This window comes from Saccharopolyspora indica (genome assembly GCF_027853965.1).
Lineage (GTDB): Bacteria > Actinomycetota > Actinomycetes > Mycobacteriales > Pseudonocardiaceae > Saccharopolyspora > Saccharopolyspora indica.
Genome location: NZ_JAQGLB010000036.1, coordinates 34775 through 50464, shown reverse-complemented (window position 1 = coordinate 50464; position 15690 = coordinate 34775). Strand labels below are relative to the sequence as shown.

At 71.2% G+C, this 15690-nt stretch carries 15 protein-coding genes; 6 read left to right on the top strand and 9 right to left on the bottom strand.

Features of this window, described 5'->3' with window-relative positions:
• Positions 1 to 215: 215 nt before the first annotated feature.
• Together OU416_RS39225 and OU416_RS39220 are read right to left on the bottom strand one after the other, a co-directional pair.
• A complete protein-coding gene (locus OU416_RS39225; RefSeq protein WP_270932173.1) occupies positions 216 to 3740 on the bottom strand; it encodes an NACHT domain-containing protein in 3525 nt (1174 codons plus the stop codon).
• 61 nt (positions 3741 to 3801) lie between these two features.
• The gene (locus OU416_RS39220) at positions 3802 to 4257 is read right to left on the bottom strand and encodes a hypothetical protein (RefSeq protein WP_270932172.1); all 456 of its coding nucleotides are present in this window, start codon (positions 4255 to 4257) and stop codon (positions 3802 to 3804) included.
• A 120-nt stretch (positions 4258 to 4377) separates the two neighbouring features.
• On the opposite strand from OU416_RS39220, the gene OU416_RS39215 reads away from it, so the two are divergent.
• Complete coding sequence (locus OU416_RS39215; RefSeq protein WP_270932171.1) at positions 4378 to 5202, top strand: universal stress protein; 825 nt, start codon at positions 4378 to 4380, stop codon at positions 5200 to 5202.
• 30 nt (positions 5203 to 5232) lie between these two features.
• Here the strand turns inward: OU416_RS39215 and OU416_RS39210 are convergent, their stop codons facing one another.
• Complete coding sequence (locus tag OU416_RS39210; RefSeq protein WP_270932170.1) at positions 5233 to 6201, bottom strand: nitroreductase family protein; 969 nt, start codon at positions 6199 to 6201, stop codon at positions 5233 to 5235.
• A gap of 120 nt (positions 6202 to 6321) precedes the next feature.
• The gene (locus OU416_RS39205; RefSeq protein ID WP_270932169.1) at positions 6322 to 6570 is read right to left on the bottom strand and encodes an SHOCT domain-containing protein; all 249 of its coding nucleotides are present in this window, start codon (positions 6568 to 6570) and stop codon (positions 6322 to 6324) included.
• 223 nt (positions 6571 to 6793) lie between these two features.
• Here OU416_RS39205 and OU416_RS39200 point away from each other — a divergent pair, with 223 nt between their 5' ends.
• Genes OU416_RS39200 through OU416_RS39185 form a run of 4 tightly spaced genes read left to right on the top strand, consistent with a single transcriptional unit; the run spans position 6794 to position 10648 of the window.
• Positions 6794 to 8218: a sugar porter family MFS transporter gene (locus tag OU416_RS39200; protein WP_270932168.1), complete on the top strand. Its 1425-nt coding sequence runs from the start codon at positions 6794 to 6796 to the stop codon at positions 8216 to 8218.
• Positions 8219 to 8247: 29 nt separating this feature from the next.
• Positions 8248 to 9402 (top strand): FUSC family protein, encoded by a 1155-nt coding sequence (locus OU416_RS39195; RefSeq protein ID WP_270932167.1) that lies wholly within the window; start codon positions 8248 to 8250, stop codon positions 9400 to 9402.
• Positions 9403 to 9407: 5 nt separating this feature from the next.
• Complete coding sequence (locus OU416_RS39190) at positions 9408 to 10442, top strand: glucose 1-dehydrogenase (RefSeq protein ID WP_270932174.1); 1035 nt, start codon at positions 9408 to 9410, stop codon at positions 10440 to 10442.
• A gap of 23 nt (positions 10443 to 10465) precedes the next feature.
• The gene (locus OU416_RS39185; RefSeq protein WP_270932166.1) at positions 10466 to 10648 is read left to right on the top strand and encodes a hypothetical protein; all 183 of its coding nucleotides are present in this window, start codon (positions 10466 to 10468) and stop codon (positions 10646 to 10648) included.
• A 3-nt stretch (positions 10649 to 10651) separates the two neighbouring features.
• Here the strand turns inward: OU416_RS39185 and OU416_RS39180 are convergent, their stop codons facing one another.
• Positions 10652 to 11086 carry an SMI1/KNR4 family protein gene (locus tag OU416_RS39180; protein WP_333779685.1) on the bottom strand — a complete coding sequence of 145 codons (435 nt, stop codon included), beginning with the start codon at positions 11084 to 11086 and terminating at the stop codon, positions 10652 to 10654.
• Positions 11087 to 11170: 84 nt separating this feature from the next.
• On the opposite strand from OU416_RS39180, the gene OU416_RS39175 reads away from it, so the two are divergent.
• Positions 11171 to 11755 carry a hypothetical protein gene (locus tag OU416_RS39175; protein ID WP_270932164.1) on the top strand — a complete coding sequence of 195 codons (585 nt, stop codon included), beginning with the start codon at positions 11171 to 11173 and terminating at the stop codon, positions 11753 to 11755.
• Between the two features lie 9 nt (positions 11756 to 11764).
• Here the strand turns inward: OU416_RS39175 and OU416_RS39170 are convergent, their stop codons facing one another.
• From OU416_RS39170 to OU416_RS39155, 4 genes are all read right to left on the bottom strand, one after another.
• Positions 11765 to 13213 (bottom strand): hypothetical protein, encoded by a 1449-nt coding sequence (locus OU416_RS39170; protein WP_270932163.1) that lies wholly within the window; start codon positions 13211 to 13213, stop codon positions 11765 to 11767.
• 138 nt (positions 13214 to 13351) lie between these two features.
• Positions 13352 to 14050, bottom strand: coding sequence for an ABC transporter ATP-binding protein (locus OU416_RS39165; protein WP_270932162.1), 699 nt, complete (start codon positions 14048 to 14050; stop codon positions 13352 to 13354).
• Positions 14051 to 14167: 117 nt separating this feature from the next.
• The gene (locus tag OU416_RS39160) at positions 14168 to 15073 is read right to left on the bottom strand and encodes a M48 family metalloprotease (RefSeq protein WP_270932161.1); all 906 of its coding nucleotides are present in this window, start codon (positions 15071 to 15073) and stop codon (positions 14168 to 14170) included.
• Positions 15070 to 15474, bottom strand: coding sequence for a BlaI/MecI/CopY family transcriptional regulator (locus tag OU416_RS39155; protein ID WP_270932160.1), 405 nt, complete (start codon positions 15472 to 15474; stop codon positions 15070 to 15072). Before OU416_RS39155 ends, OU416_RS39160 begins: the two co-directional genes overlap by 4 nt.
• Between the last annotated feature and the right edge of the window lie 216 nt (positions 15475 to 15690).

Genomic DNA, 15690 nt, shown 5'->3' with positions numbered 1-15690 from the left:
AACCCCGAAGGGGCGGCCGCCAGGCCGGGCTTGACATCCGGACCACAGCCCCCACAATCCACCAAACCACGGGGATGACCCCCACCACAACACAACAACATCAGTAACACGCACCTTGAAAACTCAACAACAGAGCCACAAACCCACCCACAAGGACACCAGCCCCCGCGCGATCCACCCCAGACACCCGCCTGCGTAGGGTGTTCCCGCTGGTATCAGCGATCCAGACGCTCGGCGGCCTTGGCGGCCTTGTCCTTGACCGAGCGACTGATGCGCTGGTCGGCTTCGATGTCACGCAGCGCCGCCAACCCTCTGCTGCGGTTGAGGCGAGCGAGCGCACGCGCCGCTTCGAGACGCGTCTGGTCGCTCTTCCCGCCTGCCGCCATGGCGGCCAGCAACCGTTCCGACGTCTTCCGGTCCCGGATCTTCTGCACTGCGAGGAGCCGAACGGATTCCGCTACCGCCATGTCCTCCGCCAAGTGCACCCACGCGCTCTGAGCCACGCCCGGCGAAGCCTTCTCCAGCGCCTCCATGCGGAGCGTTCCCGGTAAACTCCGGTCCTTCCCGATCACCACCAGCGCCTCGGACCCCTTGATCGCGTCATGGCGCGACAAGGCCAGCGCGGCTTCGTGCCGGGACTCCGGCTGGGCTTCGGTATCTCTGGCGATCGCGGTCAGTAGCGGAGCGCCCGTGCTGGGGTCCTTCGCCAAAGCCGCACGTGCCGCCTTCACCCGCAGCCCGCTGGCCATGCCGGATGATGCGGCCAGTTCGCCGTAGAGTTCCGCGACTACGACGGGGCCCGCGCACCTCGCCGCGATCTCGACGGCGCGGAACCGGTCGGGATCGGCCTGGTTCGGAGTGCGCACGAAGTCGCGGAGAACCGGGAAGGCCGCGGCGCCGTCGACGCCTGCGAGGTACTTCAGCGCTTCCAGGCGGTACGAGTCGGTTGCGCCGCAGCTGGCCACGATGTCCAGGACGAGCGCGACTGCGGCCTCGCGGTCGTCATCTCCCCTGGCCATCTTCGCCGCGGTCAGGCGGCGATCGCGGTCGAGCTCCCGGCTCTTCGCGATCTCCAGGACCAGTTCGACGTCCCGCCCGTGCTCCCGGACCAGGAGTCTCGCCGCGTCGAACCTGCGGGCGATCGGTGCTTTCCCGGACTCGACGAGGGCCGTCAGCTCGGCTTCGGCCCGGCCCGGTTTGTACTCCTCCAGCAGGCGCACGGCCTCACGCCGGACCGCTGGTTCCGCGGCGGAGTGCACCAGGGCGGCGAGCGCGTCCAGTCCGCGATCCGCGTCGTGCGCCAGCACCTTCTTGCTGGCGTCGAGACGCTGCTCGTCCTCCAACTTGCGGTCGAAGGCCAATCGGTCCATGACGGTGAGATCGTGGCCCAGTACCGAGGTGAGGATCTCCGCTGCCTCGATGCGCAACGCGTGGTTGTCCTCGTCCTCGGCGACCTCGGTGAACAACGCGTGCACCTGCGCGACGCCCAGGTCGCGCAAGTGCCGAGCCAGCGCCGTCCTGGGCATCTTGCCCACCCGCGCGTCGTTGATGAACAGCCGGATGCTCGGCATCGCCCGCTGTGCGTCGAGCGAGGCGAGTTCGCGGATCGCTTCGTAACGCCGGTCCACCAGGCCCGTGGTGGCCAGCGCCTCCAGTTCGAGAGCGGCCTGGTCCTCGTCCAGGTCCGCCAGCCACCTCAGGCAGTCCTGCCATTCTCGGCTGGCGCTCGCCGGGTTCGAGATGACCTTGCGCAGGATTCGCACTGCTCGGTCGGTGAGCCGCGGATCGAGCTCCACGCCGTGCCGCACCAGTGCGGCGAGGAATCCGATGTTGTGCCGCCAGCGGCCCCAGCGCAGCAGCCTCCGGAGCATCCGGGTCAGGTCGACGCCCTCCTCCGCCCACCTCGCGGCGAGGAACGTCTTGACCTCGAGGTGTTGCCAGGGCCAGCTCGGCTGCGGGGCGAGCAGCCGTCGGCCGGACCAGGTGCGCGGATCGCTGCTGGCGGCGAGGCGGCAGGCCGCGAGGTACTCCTCGACGGTCTGGTGCAGGAACCGGAACTCGCTCCCGGGCTGGATGACCAGGCCGCTGATCCGCAGCACGTCGGCGAGCAGTTCGGCCCACTCCTCGGGCGACATCGTGCCCGTCGGGCGCTCGACTCCGGTCCAGGCCAGCGCGTGCTCGAACAACGGCAGATCTCGTTGTTCCGCGCCGAGTTTCTGCCGCCCGAACGCGATCTCCTGCAGCAGCGGCTCGATGTTCTCGATCAGCTGGTCCGCCGCTCGTTCGGCTGCGGGCCCGTGCGCCCTGACGCGGTCGCGCAACCGCGTGCGGGCGTCGAGTTCGGTGAGCTTGACCTTCAGCCACGAGACGAACCGGCCGTACAGCTGCGACTGGTTGTCGGGCAGTTCGTCGTTCGGGTTCTCCGCGTGCAGCAGGCAGAGCATCGTGGAGATCAGCGGCACGTGGGCCAGCGCGCGGAGCTTCGTCCGGTGGATCCGCGCCAGGAATTCCGCCGCCGCGTCCTCCGGGGCCGGGTGCTGCCGCTCGCGCAGCACCCGGGCTGCGAATTCGCGGAGCTCGTCGTCGGTGAACGGTTCGATGCTGAAGGTCGGGAACCTGCTCTGGTCGATCTGCCCGAGGAAGCCACGTCGATCCAGCGGTCTGCTGGTGATGAGCACGCGGTACGCCGGAAGCTCGCGCAGCGCGCCGATCGCGCGCAGCACGTCGTGGCGTGCAGCCGGATCGAGGACTTCGTCCAGCCCGTCGACCAGCACCAGCCAGCCGACGCCGGGCAGCGGCTCGACGCCGAGGAGCTCGACCAGCTGCGAGCGGTCCAGCTGGTGGCTGAAGCCGTGCACGACGCCGTCGGCCAGCGCATCCGGCAGCGTGGCGTTCGTGGTCAGCGCCGCGGCCGGGATCAGCACCGGCACGAACGCACCGTCGCCCTCGGCGAGCCACCGCCGGGCGGATTCGGCGGCCAGCCGCCGGACCAGGCTGGATTTGCCCATGCCCGGCAGTCCCAGCACCTGAACGCCCACGTGGTGCTCCAGCAGCCGGTCCTCCGGCAGCCGTTCCAGGTGCTCCGGCAGTTCGGCCGTCTCGGCCAGCTGGGTGGCCTGGCGAGCGAGGTAGACCTTCGACAGCGACGGGGCTTGCCTGCTCACCAGCGAGTACGCGTGCTGGTCGTCGGCCTGCGCGACCGTGGTGAGGTAGCGCCGCAGGCGCGGGCCGAGGTGCCGCCACCCGCCGGCCCGGAGCTGCTCATCGCTGAGCAGGTCGAGCCAGTCGTGGTTGCGCCGCGCCGCCGAGATCAGCTCCGGGACTTCCGGCAGCGCAACGAGATCACCGGCCCCGTCCAGCACTCCGCACACGCCGCCGGTGCGCCGGTCCAGCACCGGCGTTCCGACCGTCGAACCCACCACGACGCGGTCGTCCGCGGCCGGTCGGCCCGGCGCGGCACAGGCGAAGAGCCGGTCGTCGGACTCGGTCCGGATCAGCGCGAGGCCACCGCTCAGCGACACGGCGGCCGGGTCGGCGAGCGAGGCGTGGGTCAGCACCACGCCGGGCGCGACGCGAACGCCGCGACCGGCCCCGACCGCAACAGTCACCTCGTCCAGCGCGCTGCGCAGCCGGCGCAGCGACTCCTCGGACTCCGCTTGGTGCACGTGAACACCGCCGTGGATGCAACCCGCTTGCACCACATGGCCGTGTACTGGGCCGTTGATCTCGTTCTTGTGCACCCGAAGACGTTAAACCGCACGCCTGTTCGCACGGCACCGATTCGAAGAACTGATCATCTGGTCAGCTCGTCGCGTCGCTCGCTGCCTGGTCGGCTCTGGGGACGCCGAGGTCGTCGAGAACCGAGGTGTGCGCGCAGAGGCGAGCGGTGTAGTCGCGGAGCGCGGCGAGGCACTCGTCCAGGCTCGTGGTGCGGAGTTCCGGCAGATCGAGCAGAAAGCGCTGGTCGCCCGCCCCTCCTGGAAGCGGATCGTCGACCGTGACGTCCGCGGTGATGACGAAGTGCCCGTCCTGGAGCCGTATCGACGCGGCGCAGCAGACCTGGGTGTCGCCGTCCTCCAGGTCGAACACCACACCGACGTCGGCCAGCGGGTCCACACCCCCGCCGACCGCGTTCCAGCGGTGCCAGCGAACCGACGGGTGCGTCAGGTACTGGTCGTAGCCGAACGTGCTCAACGACTTGGCCGCGTCGTGCAGCGCACCCATCATCCGCGCTGCGCCCGAAGCCTGTTCGTCCACGAGCACGAGCGTAGTGGAGTTCCTGCGCCCGCCCTCGACGCTGGTCGACGGGAGGCAGCGGTGCTCGCGTCCCGGTCGGGGTACCCGAGGTGATGACCGGTACGTCCGCGGGAGGTCGGCATGCATTCGGGTGGGCAGGTTGTCGTCGGGGTGGACGGTTCCCCGGCCTCGCTGGCGGCGGCCGCGTGGGCCGCCGACGAGGCGGAGCTCCGGCGCGCCGAGCGGGTGCGGTTCGTGATGGTGTCCGGCGACCGCACGACCGACGACGGGGCCAGGGCGATCCTCGATCCGTTGACCAGCGGTTTCGCCGACCGCCGGTCCGGCGTGGAAGCGACCTCGGAGGTCGTGCGCGGCGACCCCGCCGACGTGCTGGTCAGGCTCTCCGCCGACGCGGAGCTGGTCGCGGTCGGCTCACGCGGACGCGGCCCGCTGGCCGCGACGCTGCTCGGGTCGGTCAGCGCCAAGCTGGCCGCGCACGCGGAGTGCCCGGTCGTGGTCGTGCGGGAGCACCGCGGCAGTGGGCCCGTGATGGTCGGGCTGGACAACTCCCCGCACAGCAGAGCCGCACTGCGTTTCGCGTTCGACGCCGCAGCGCGGTACGCGTGCGATCTCGTGGCAGTGCAGGTGTGGCAGGACCTGGAGTACGCACCGGTCGTACCGCCCCTGGACTACGAGCTGGCCGAACTGCGCGATGAAGCGCTGCGCGGCCTCGCCGAGCAACTGGCGGGGTGCACCGAGGCCTACCCGGACGTCGAGGTCAAGCGGATCGCGCAGCGCGGCCACCCGGTCGCCGAGCTCTCCGAGGCAGCGGAGCAAGCGCGGCTGCTGGTCGTCGGGCACCGAGGTCGTGGCGGGTTCACCGGGCTCCTGCTGGGCTCAGTGGCGATGGGCGTGCTGCACCACGCGCAATGCCCGGTGGCTGTCGTCCGAGAGGGCAGCGACTGAGGGGTGAATGACCTCGACGTCGCCTCCCGGCTACCGCAGGGGCGCGTCGATCCCCGGGTCCGCGGCCTCCGCCAGCCTCCCGAATCGCATCACCACCTGCGGCGTCGCGGCGAACCCGAGACCGGCCGCCAGCCCCGAGCGGACCTCGGCCAGGTGCAGCGGTTGCGTCATGACGGAGGTGACCAGTCCGCGACCGGTCGCCTCCAGCCAGGCCTGCTCCACCGCGGCACCCGCGCGGACCTGCTCGGCCGGTCCGTCTGCCGGGGAACCGACGAGGAGCACCGATTCCCGCTGGATGCGGGCGGCCAGCGCGTGCTCGTCGGGCAACCGGGTGCGACCGGTGGTCAGGCCCACCGCGGCCAGTCCGCGCTCACCGAGCCCCTCGCGGCGCAGACCGTCACCTGTCGCCGTCGTCCACGACGAGAGCTCCCGCTGGTACTCGGCGTTGCCGCGGAACACGCGTCCCGCGTAGGTCAGCAGCCTCGCGACGCCCAGTGCCTCGTCGGCGCCGGAGATCCAGCGACCGGTGACACCGGGAGCCGCGACGGCCTCCAGCAGCACGTCCCGGGTGCTCGCCGGAAGACCGGGCCCGTCGAACGGACGTCGGCAGCTCCAGCGGTCGAGCACCGCCGCCCCTCGACGTCGTTCCGCTTCGCTCGGCTCGGCGCGCCCGGTCGCGGTGACCGTGGCGGTCACCAGCCCGGCGCTGGATCCGAACGCCACTTCCGCGGTCCACTTCAGGTTGCGGATCGCCAGCACCAGGTTCGCCAACGCCGCGCCGCAGGAGATGCGGCGGTCCCGGCCTTCCGGATCGTGCTGCACCAGCAGGGCCGGTCGCTCGTGCAGTTCGGCGGTCCGACCGCGCAGCGCGAGCGACCACGGACGTGAGTTGTGCACCGACGGCGCGTTCTGGACCGCCCGGTTGATGACCACCGATTCCGCCGCCGACCACTCCCCCAGCCCGTGGCGGCCTTCGACTTCACCTGCGGCCGTGTTCATCCGGTTCCCCTCTCGGCTCCTGCGGACTCACCTGATGCGGCACCCCCGACTCCGCAGCCCACCGGACCGCGGCGGAGCCCGGACCAGTTCCCACCACAGTGGACAGACGCACGGCGGTGGTCACGCGCGGCGTCTTCGCTCGGTCAGCGTCTCCAGCCGCCGCCGGTACTCCTCCTCGTCGATCTCCCCGCGCGCGAAGCGCTCCGCCAGCACCTCCTCGGCACGGGTGCCACCGGAGTCCGCCCGCGCGCTCCGCTGGAGGTAGCGCACCAGCGCGATGATCGCGACGATCACGAGCACCCAGAAGAGAACCATCCCCACCGTCATCACCATCATGCCGAGAAGGCCCCATCCGCCCCCGTAGTACATCGCGATCCCTCCTGCAACAGCGCGTTCCGGCGCTCCGTCTCCACTGTTCGACGGGTTGCGGCACCGGCAAAGAGGCGATAGTCACCGGAGTGCCCGCGGGACGCCGACTGCGGGGAGTGACCTCCTCGCCCACGAGTGGGGTATCCCGGCAGAAGTCCGTATGGGTCCGCGCCGCCCCGGGTAATCCCGACAGGGTCGCATCCGGAGCGAGCTGGGGGTCACCATGGTTCAGGGCTTCTCGACCGAACCGGGCACGCACGGTCCGATCACCGATGTGCGGCGCGCAGCACTGCGCAAGATCTGGGTCTGGGCGGTGATCATCGCGGTCGGTGGCTTCCTGTTCGGGTTCGACACCGGCGTGATCTCCGGGGCGCTGCTGTACATCGCGCCGGAGTTCGACCTCAGCCCGGCGATGCAGGGCGGCGTGGTCAGCGTTCTGCTGCTCGGTGCGATGGCCGGGGCCCTGGGGATCGGCGGTATCGCCGACCGGCTGGGGCGCCGGCCGGTGCTCGGGCTGGAAGGCGCGGTGTTCCTCGTCGGCACCGCGCTGGCGGTGTCCGCCCAGAACTACGCGACGCTCATGGTGGCCCGCGTCGTTCTGGGGCTGGCGGTCGGTTCGGCCTCGGCCACGGTGCCGATCTACCTGTCCGAGATCGCGCCGACCGCGATCCGGGGCCGCGTGCTCACGCTCAACCAGCTGATGATCACCATCGGCATCCTGTCCGCCTACGTCGTCAACGTGATCTTCTCCGCCGCCGGCGCCTGGCGGTGGATGCTCGGGATGGGCGCGATCCCGGCCCTCGTGCTGGTGGCCGCGGGTCTCGGGCTGGTGCCGGAATCGGCGCGGTGGCTGCTGGGCAAGGGCAGGCGCGAGGAGGCCAAGCACGCGATCATGCTGGTCACCGACGAAGCGACCGCGGACAAGCTGATCGCCGACCACGACGCGCACCGGCAGCGGCCGATCCCGCAGCAGCGCGGCGAGGCGCGCAAGTCCGGCTGGGCGGCGCTGTTCTCGGCGGCGGTGCGCCCAGCGCTGATCGTCGGGCTGGTGCTGGCCGCCGTGCAGCAGTTCGGCGGCATCAACACGATCATCTACTACGCGCCGACCATCATGACCCGGACCGGGCTCAGCGCCTCGAACTCCATCGTGTACTCGATCGCGATCGGCGTGATCAACCTGATCATGGCCGTCGTCGCCATCAAGCTGATCGACAAGGTCGGGCGCCGTCCGCTGCTCATCATCTCGCTGGCGGGCATGGCGATCAGCATCGGGCTGCTCGGTGCGTCGTTCGCGCTGGGCATGCCACCGGTGGTGACCCTGCTGTTCATGGTCGTCTACATCGCCGTCTACTCGGGCGGGCTGGGACCGATCTTCTGGACGCTGATCGGCGAGTTGTTCCCGCCGTCGGCGCGCGCCGACGGTTCCAGCGCCTGCACCGCCGTGAACTGGGCCTCCAACTTCACCGTGAGCGCCGCTTTCCTGCCCGTCGTCACGGCGATCGGTGCGGCGGGAACCTTCTACATCTTCGCGGGGATCTGCGTCTTCGCGCTGCTGTTCGTGTTCCGCTACGTGCCGGAGACGCGCAACGAGGACTACCCGCAGATCGACAAGTCCTTGCGGCAGCGCTTCCACCTGCAGACGACTTGAGCCGGATGGCCGGAAAGGCGGGGCGGGCCTTGCGAAAGGCCTGGCGGCGGGTTGCCGCGGACTTCTGGCCGCTGCTGCAGACCACTCTCGCGGCCGTCGTCTCGTGGGTGCTGGCCGGCCAGGTGAACAACAGCCCGTTCTTCGCCCCGGTCGCCGCGGTCGTCGCGCTGAACGCCGACCGCGGTGAACGCGGCATCAACGCCATTCGGCTGATGCTCGGCGTGGTCGTCGGCATCCTGGTCGCCGACATCGCTCTGCTGGGGAACGTTTCGAGGACCGTCGTGCTCGCGGGGGCGACGTTCGTGGCCATGCTGATCTCGTTCGCGCTGGGCGGCTCGCGGCTGGTGATCGCCCAGGCCGCGGCCGGCGCGATCCTCACCGTCACCATCGGCGATCCGGCGGCGGGCACCGGACGTCTGCTGGATGCGCTGATCGGCGTCGGCGTGGCCCTGGTGATCTCGCAGGTGTTGTTCCCGGCCGAGCCGCTGAAGCTGTTGCGGCGCGCGGAGATGGCGGCGCTGGACGAGGTGGCGACCGCGCTCTCCCTCACCGGTGAGGCACTCCGGACCCACGACAACGCCTTCGCCGCGCAGGCGATCGACACCCTGCGCAATGCCGAGGATCCGCTCAGCGCGCTTTCCAGCATCCGCAGGCGCATTCGCGAGGTGGCGCGGCGAGCGCCGTACTGGTGGCGCGGTGTGGCCGCCATCCGGCGGGAGGCCGAGCACTCCGGTGAACTCGATCTGCTCGACAGCAGCTGCGTGATGCTCGTCCGCACGGTCAAGGCCATCGAGGAGAACCGGGTGCTGCTCGCGCCCGCGATCGACCAACTCACCTGCGCCGCACGTACTCTGCAGCACTCGCTCGACGACGGCGAAGCCCGTCAGCGGGCCGCCGACCGGGCGCTGACCGCCGCCCGCGCGGTCGCGGCGATCGATCCGGCGGGCGATCAGCAGCTCAGCGCGGCCTGCGGGTCGGCGCGCGTGGTCGCCACCGATCTCATGGTCTTCGCCGGGGTCGAGGTCGGCGAGGCCACATCCGCGGTGCGCGGCGAAATCGAGCCGCCCGCCGTGATCGCGCCGGTGGTGCCGAAGCGGATGCCGTTCGCCCACCGGTTCCGGCGCGGGCGAGGTGACCGAGCCGAAGATGTCACACCCGGGAACGAGCGGAGGGGGATCCGGTGAGAGCGATGACGGTGGTGCCGGGAGTGCCCGGCACAGCAGGTGTCAGCACCAGGCCCGAACCCGCGGTCACCGACGGAGAGGTCCTGGTGGAGGGGCTGTCGGTCGGGATCTGCGGTACTGACGCCGAAATCGTCAACGGCGGTCACGGTGCCGCGCCGCCGGGGCGCGACGAGCTGATCATCGGGCACGAATCCCACGGCCGCGTGCTCGAAGCGCCGGCCGGCAGCGGATTCGCCGCGGGCGACGTCGTCGCCGGCATCGTGCGGCGTCCGGACGACTGCCCGTGCTGCCGGGCCGGGCAGTGGGACTTCTGCCGGACCGGCGGCTACGTCGAGCGCGGGATCCAGCGCGCCGACGGGTACGGCAGCCAGCACTGGCGGGTGCCGGAGGAGTTCCTGGTCAAGCTCGACCCGGGCCTCGGCGAGACCGGAGTGCTGATGGAGCCGACGACGATCGTGGCCAAGGCGTGGGAGCAGGTCCAGTACATCCGCCGCCGCGCCTGCCACGTCGGCGACGTCGCGCTGATCACCGGCGCCGGGCCGATCGGGCTGCTCGCGGCGATGATCGGCGTGCGGCTCGGCTACGACACGCACGTCTACGACCGCAGCGGCGCCGGCCCGAAAGCCGAGCTGGTCGGGGCGCTCGGCGGCACCTTCCACGTCGCGGACTCGGTCATCGACATCGGGATCCGGCCGGATGCGGTGGTGGAGGCGACCGGGGCCGGGGTCGTGGTGGCCGAACTGATGAAGGTGGTGGGGCCGAACGCCGTGCTCTGCCTGACCGGCCTCGGTTCGGGCACGCACCGGATCCCGATGGAGATGGACCGGGTCAACAGCTGGTTCGTGATGGGCAACCAGGTGGTGGTCGGTTCGGTGAACGCCAACCGCAGCCACTACGAGCAAGCGGCGGAGCACCTGGCGGGCGCGGACCGGGGATGGCTGCGGGAGCTGCTGACCCGCAAGGTCCCGCTGACCTCGTGGACCGACGCTCTCCAGCGCAGGCCGGAGGACATCAAGGTCGTCGTGGACCTCCAGTCCTGACGAACGTCGCCACGCCCGGGGAGATGGCCAACAACCTCGGCATGCTCCAGCTCGACCTCGCCGATCCCGAGTTCCGCGCCCACGCGGTCGACGCGGCGCTGCAGGAACTGGCCGCGGACGTCCCGCTGCGCCTGGACTCGGTCACCGACGCCGGCGGGTTCGCGCAGCTGCGCTACACCGTGCAGCGGGACTCGCCCGCCGCTTGACGGCTAGACGACGTGCGGATTCGCCAGCAGCGAAGCGAAATCCGGGGCTACCGGGCGGTGGTCGTCGACATCCCAGCCGAGAGAGCCCGCGTGGCTCCACACCACCGGGTGGTCGCCGTCGTTCCGGCCGCCCCGCACGTCGAGGACGTAGAAGCCGCCGCCGCCGTCGAGGGCGATCGGCACCGCCCCCGGCATGTAGGCGGCGAACTGGTAGTCGTCGTAGTACGCCGCCGAATCCGCGCCGAGCCAACCGAATTCGACGTGGTCGTCCTCGGTCTCGCGGATGCACGCCTGCACTCCGCTGCTCAGCAGCTCGGCGAGCCCGGGTGGGAGGACGAACGGTTCCGGCAGTCCGAGGCGCTCGGCCAGCGCGGCGCGAACCGCCGCGAGCTCGGCCGGGGTCGCGGCCGCACCGCGGATCACCTGGTCGAACTGCATCACCGGGGCATCGTAGCGGTGCGGGCGGGGGGCAAGGTCGTCGGCGGTACGTCCCGCAGGCGGTGCTGGCACAATCACGCGACTGTGAGCACCCAGCGGATCCTGGAACGCGAAGCGCGCACCCGAGCCGAAGCCGATGCACTGGTGGCCGAGCTGGGGCTGGAGTCCGCGCTGTCGGCGCTCGGCTCCGCGACCCGGGTGGGCAGCTCAGCGCTCGGCGTGATGGTGCGCCGCGATGTCGACATCACCGTGACCTGCGCCGAACTCGACCGGGCCGCGCACGAGGCCGTCGCCCGCCTCGGCGCGGAGCTGGCGCTGCACGAGCAGGTGCGCGAGGTGCGGTTCCGCGACGACACCGGGCGGTGGAACACCGACCCGATGTACCCGGACGGCCTGTACCTGCACGTCTGCTGCCGCGACGGCGCGGATCACGAGTGGACGCTCGACATCTGGTTCGTCGACGAACCGGAGCGCCAGCCCGACTTGGCGCACCTGCGCACCCTGGCCCCGCGGTTGGACGACTCGGCACGCGCAGCGGTGCTCGCGATCAAGCACGAGCTGGCGACCCGGCCCGAAGACCAGATCGCCAGCTACGAGGTCTACCGCGCGGTGCTCGACCACGGCGTGGTCACGCCCGAGGAGTTCGCCGCTTGGCGGGCGCGCGGCTGAGTCGATCAATCAGGAATCGGCCGCTTTCCGGCGGGCCGCGCGGACCGCGGCGAAGGTGAAGGCCGCCGTCGCCGCCGCGCTCACCGGCAGGGTGATCGACATCCGGGGCAGGTCCAGCAGGTTCGCCCAAGCCCACGGGACGAACGGCCACAGGTGCTGCTGGAGCCCGGTGCCGCCGATCAGGATGCCGAGCAGGACCCCGATCACGGCCACCGCGACGCTGATCACCAGCGAGGCCCGGATCGCCAGCCAGAGCCCGGCAGCGGTGAGCATCGCACCCACCACCGCGCCGGTGAGCGCTACCGGCCAGGCGTGCGCGGGCGGCAGACCCGCCGCCAGGTAGACCAGCGCAGTGCTCAGCGAGACGAGCGCGGTGATGGCGAGCGCTAGGCCGGTCAGCGCCAGTGCCGGCCCGGTGGTTCCGGTGGAGCGGGAGGCGACCGCCCGCCAGCCCTGGCCGGCGGCCTGCCAGCTCACCATCCCCAGCACCGAGGTGCCGATCGGCAGGACCACCAGGGTGAACAGCTCGACGCTGCGCGCCGGGTCGTGCCAGGGAAGCCACAGCGCGACCACGCCGACCGCCGCCGGGCACAGCCACCACAGCGCGGTCCGGTTCAGGGTGGCCAGCATCGCGCGCAGCACCCTGGGTTCGCCCGGCCGCTCCGCTTCGGTCACCACCCGCACGGCGCGGCGAGGTCCGGCCCGTCGAGCCGAGCGGGAAGCGGGCCGGTTCAGGCGCGGCAGGAACAGGAACGGCACCGCGAGGACCGCGCCCAGCAGCATCGGTGCCCACGGCGAGGCTGCGGCCAGGGGATCGTCCGGCGGCAGGGCGATTCCGTTCGCGTGGGTGCCCGTGATCGGCAGCGCGCCGCGGATCATCCAGGTGAACGGCAGGAACGGCCACGACGGGGATTCGGCGTACAGCACGCCCAGCACCGTCCACACCAGACCGCCGCCGAGGACCACGAGCCAGCCGGTGTGCATCGCCAGCCACAGCAGCAGCGCGACCACGCCGAGCTGCGACGCCCACAGCACGAGGACGAGTCCGGCGGCGCTCCCCCACGGGATCCGGGTCACGTCGGAGAGCAGACCGATGACCAGCAGCATCGGAACCACGGCCAGCAGGTTCAGCAGGAGCACCCGCACCGCCAGGTCGGCGAACCGGCTCAGGCGGCGGAAGAGCGGGCGCACCGGCCGGTACCAGGTGCCGCCGCCCCGGGCCGCGCGGTCGATGCGGGCCGAGGTGGCCACGAGCAGCGCGGTCAGCATCGGGCCTGCGAACACTGCCCACAAGTTCTGGTGGGCGAAGACTCCCCGCCAGCTGGCACCGCTGCCGATGCCGAACAGCACCACCGTGTTGACCAGGCCGAACGCGAGTCCGGCCAGCGGCAGGCGGGCCACCGGGCTGCGTCGCCAGGTGGCGAACTCGGCGCGCAGGGTCTGCGGCAGCCCGATCATGCTGTCCCGCCTCTCCGCGATGTTCAGTGGTGGTTGCGTTCTCGGGTTCATCTCGCGTTGTGGGGGTTTCTTGTGGCTGGGTTGCGTCACGGTCCCCTGAGGTGCGGTTGAGGCGGGCCGGGGTTGACACAAGGGGTTTCATGCGCGTGCCTCGCTCCCGGTTGAGGCGAAGTAGGCGCGTTCGAGGTCCCCGTCCGGGGCGAAGTCGGCGATGCTGCCCTGGTAGCGGAGCCGCCCTGCGGCGATCAGCCCGATGTCGTCGGCCAGCGATGCCACTTCGCCGAGCAGGTGGCTCGACAGCACCACGGTGCGGCCGCCGTCGGTGAACCGGCGCAGCATGGTCCGCAGCGCGGCGATCCCCTCCGGGTCCAGCCCGTTCTGCGGTTCGTCGAGGACCAGCAGGTCAGGGTCGCCCAGCATCGCCATCGCCAGGGCGAGGCGGCCCTTCATCCCGGTGGAGAAGCTCTTCGCCTTCTTGCGCCCGGCGCCGCTCAGCTCGACGGCCGCCAGCACGCGGTCCACCTCGGCCCCGGACACCCCGAGCAGGTGCGCGTGCACCGCCAGGTTCTGCCGCGCGGAGAGGTGGCCGTAGTAGCTGGGTCCGTTGATGCTCGCCCCGATGCGCGCCAGCGCACCGCGGCTCCACGGCTGCCCGAACAACCGGATTTCCCCGGAACTGGGCGCGAGCAGGCCGAGGAGCATCTTCAGCGTGGTGGACTTGCCCGCGCCGTTCGGGCCGAGCAGGCCGTAGATCCGGCCCGGCCGCACCGCCAGGTGCACCGAGTCCACGGCGGTCGCGGAGCCGAAAGTCCTGGTGAGGCCGGCGGTCTGGATCACCGGGATTTCCCCGGGATCGGACGAGGGTGGACGCATCTGCGTGTTCCAATCTGCTACATCGTGTAGCAATTCGCGGCGCGCGAAGCCCCGCATCGGGAGGGAGTGCTGATCAGGAAGTCACAGCAGGACGACCACCAGACCGGCGGCCAGTGCTGCGACGGCGCGAACCGCCCACGCCCGCCACACCGGGAGGCTCTTGGGCGGAGCGGCCAGCGCGTGCGCCCGGCGGACGAGTTCGACGTGCGGATCGAGGAAACCCGTCCCCGCCCGAACGAGATCCCACCCCGCCACGGCGTCGATCTGGGCGCGCAGCGCACGCGCGACGGCAGGCGCACCCAGCGCGGCACGTGCCCGCTCGTCCGCCCAGAGCTCGGCCGACAACCGGACTTCGGCGAGCACCGCGTGCTTGCCGGGAATCCACCACCAGGCCCGCAGCAGGCAGGTGGCCACGAATATCCACAGTGGATGGCGGGCCCGCGCGTGGGCGCGCTCGTGCTCGATGATCGCGGCAGCGGCCGCGGATTCCGCGGTCGACCGGTCGAGGACGATGCGCAGGCGGAACAACCCGACGGTGCAGGCCACCTTCTCGCCGGACCGGACGAGCCACAGGTCATCGCACCGCTCGGGCATCAGCGCAGCGACCCGGCGAGCACCGCGGACCACCTGGGCGAAGCCGAGAGCGAAAGATGCGGCCAGGGAAGCGATCGGCAGCACGAAGAGCAGCAGAAGCACCTCGCCCGCCACGACGGTCAGCAGATCGTCGGCGCCGACGAAGACGGGATTGCTGATCCCCCACGCGAGCGGCGCGCGCCAGGGCACCGCGTCGCGCAGCGGGCTCTCCGGCAGGTACGGCACCGACATCGCCAGGAACGGCGTCATCGAGACGAGCACGGCGAGCAAGAACCGCTCGCGCGGCGGCAGCCGCCGGACGACCGGCTTCGCCGCGTGCCAACCGGCGATCACCGCCAGCGGCCCCCAGAACGCGAGGACGACCTGCGGGTAGCCGAGCCAGGCGATGCTCATCGCGCACCACCGGACTCGTCCTGGTCCTCGATCTCGGCCAGCAGGGCGCGCACCTGCGCGAGCTGGTCGGTGTCGTCGCGCACCGCGCGGACGAAGTTCGCCACGGCGAGGTCGCCGAAGCCGTCGACCAGCTGCCGCACCTGGGCGGCCGCCACCTCCTGCTCCACCTCCGCACGCGACCGGCTCGGCCAGTACACGTACTGACGGCCTTCCTTGCGGCGAGCCAGGAAACCCTTGCCGACGAGCCGCTCCATCACCGTCTTCACCGTGGTGTAGGCCTGGTCACCGCGCAGCCGCTTGACGCACTCGGCCACGTCCACCTCGCCACCGGACCAGAGCACGTCGAGGATCGCCAACTCCAGCGGCCCGAAGTGCGCCGCCAGCCCCCGCCGCTTCGACATGCTACGAACCGTAGCAGAAGCCGTCCGCGGCTCTGCCCGACGCCCGCTCCCCCGTCGCGGACCGGCGGATCACCTCGGCCACGCCTTTCGCGGAACTGCCCGGAGCGCTTCGGCCGACGCGCTGCAGCGCATTCTTCCGCAAACCAATAGCACGTGAACATCGGACACACATTTCATCCGGCGGGAATAAAACAGAATTGCGCCGCTCGGAGCAGT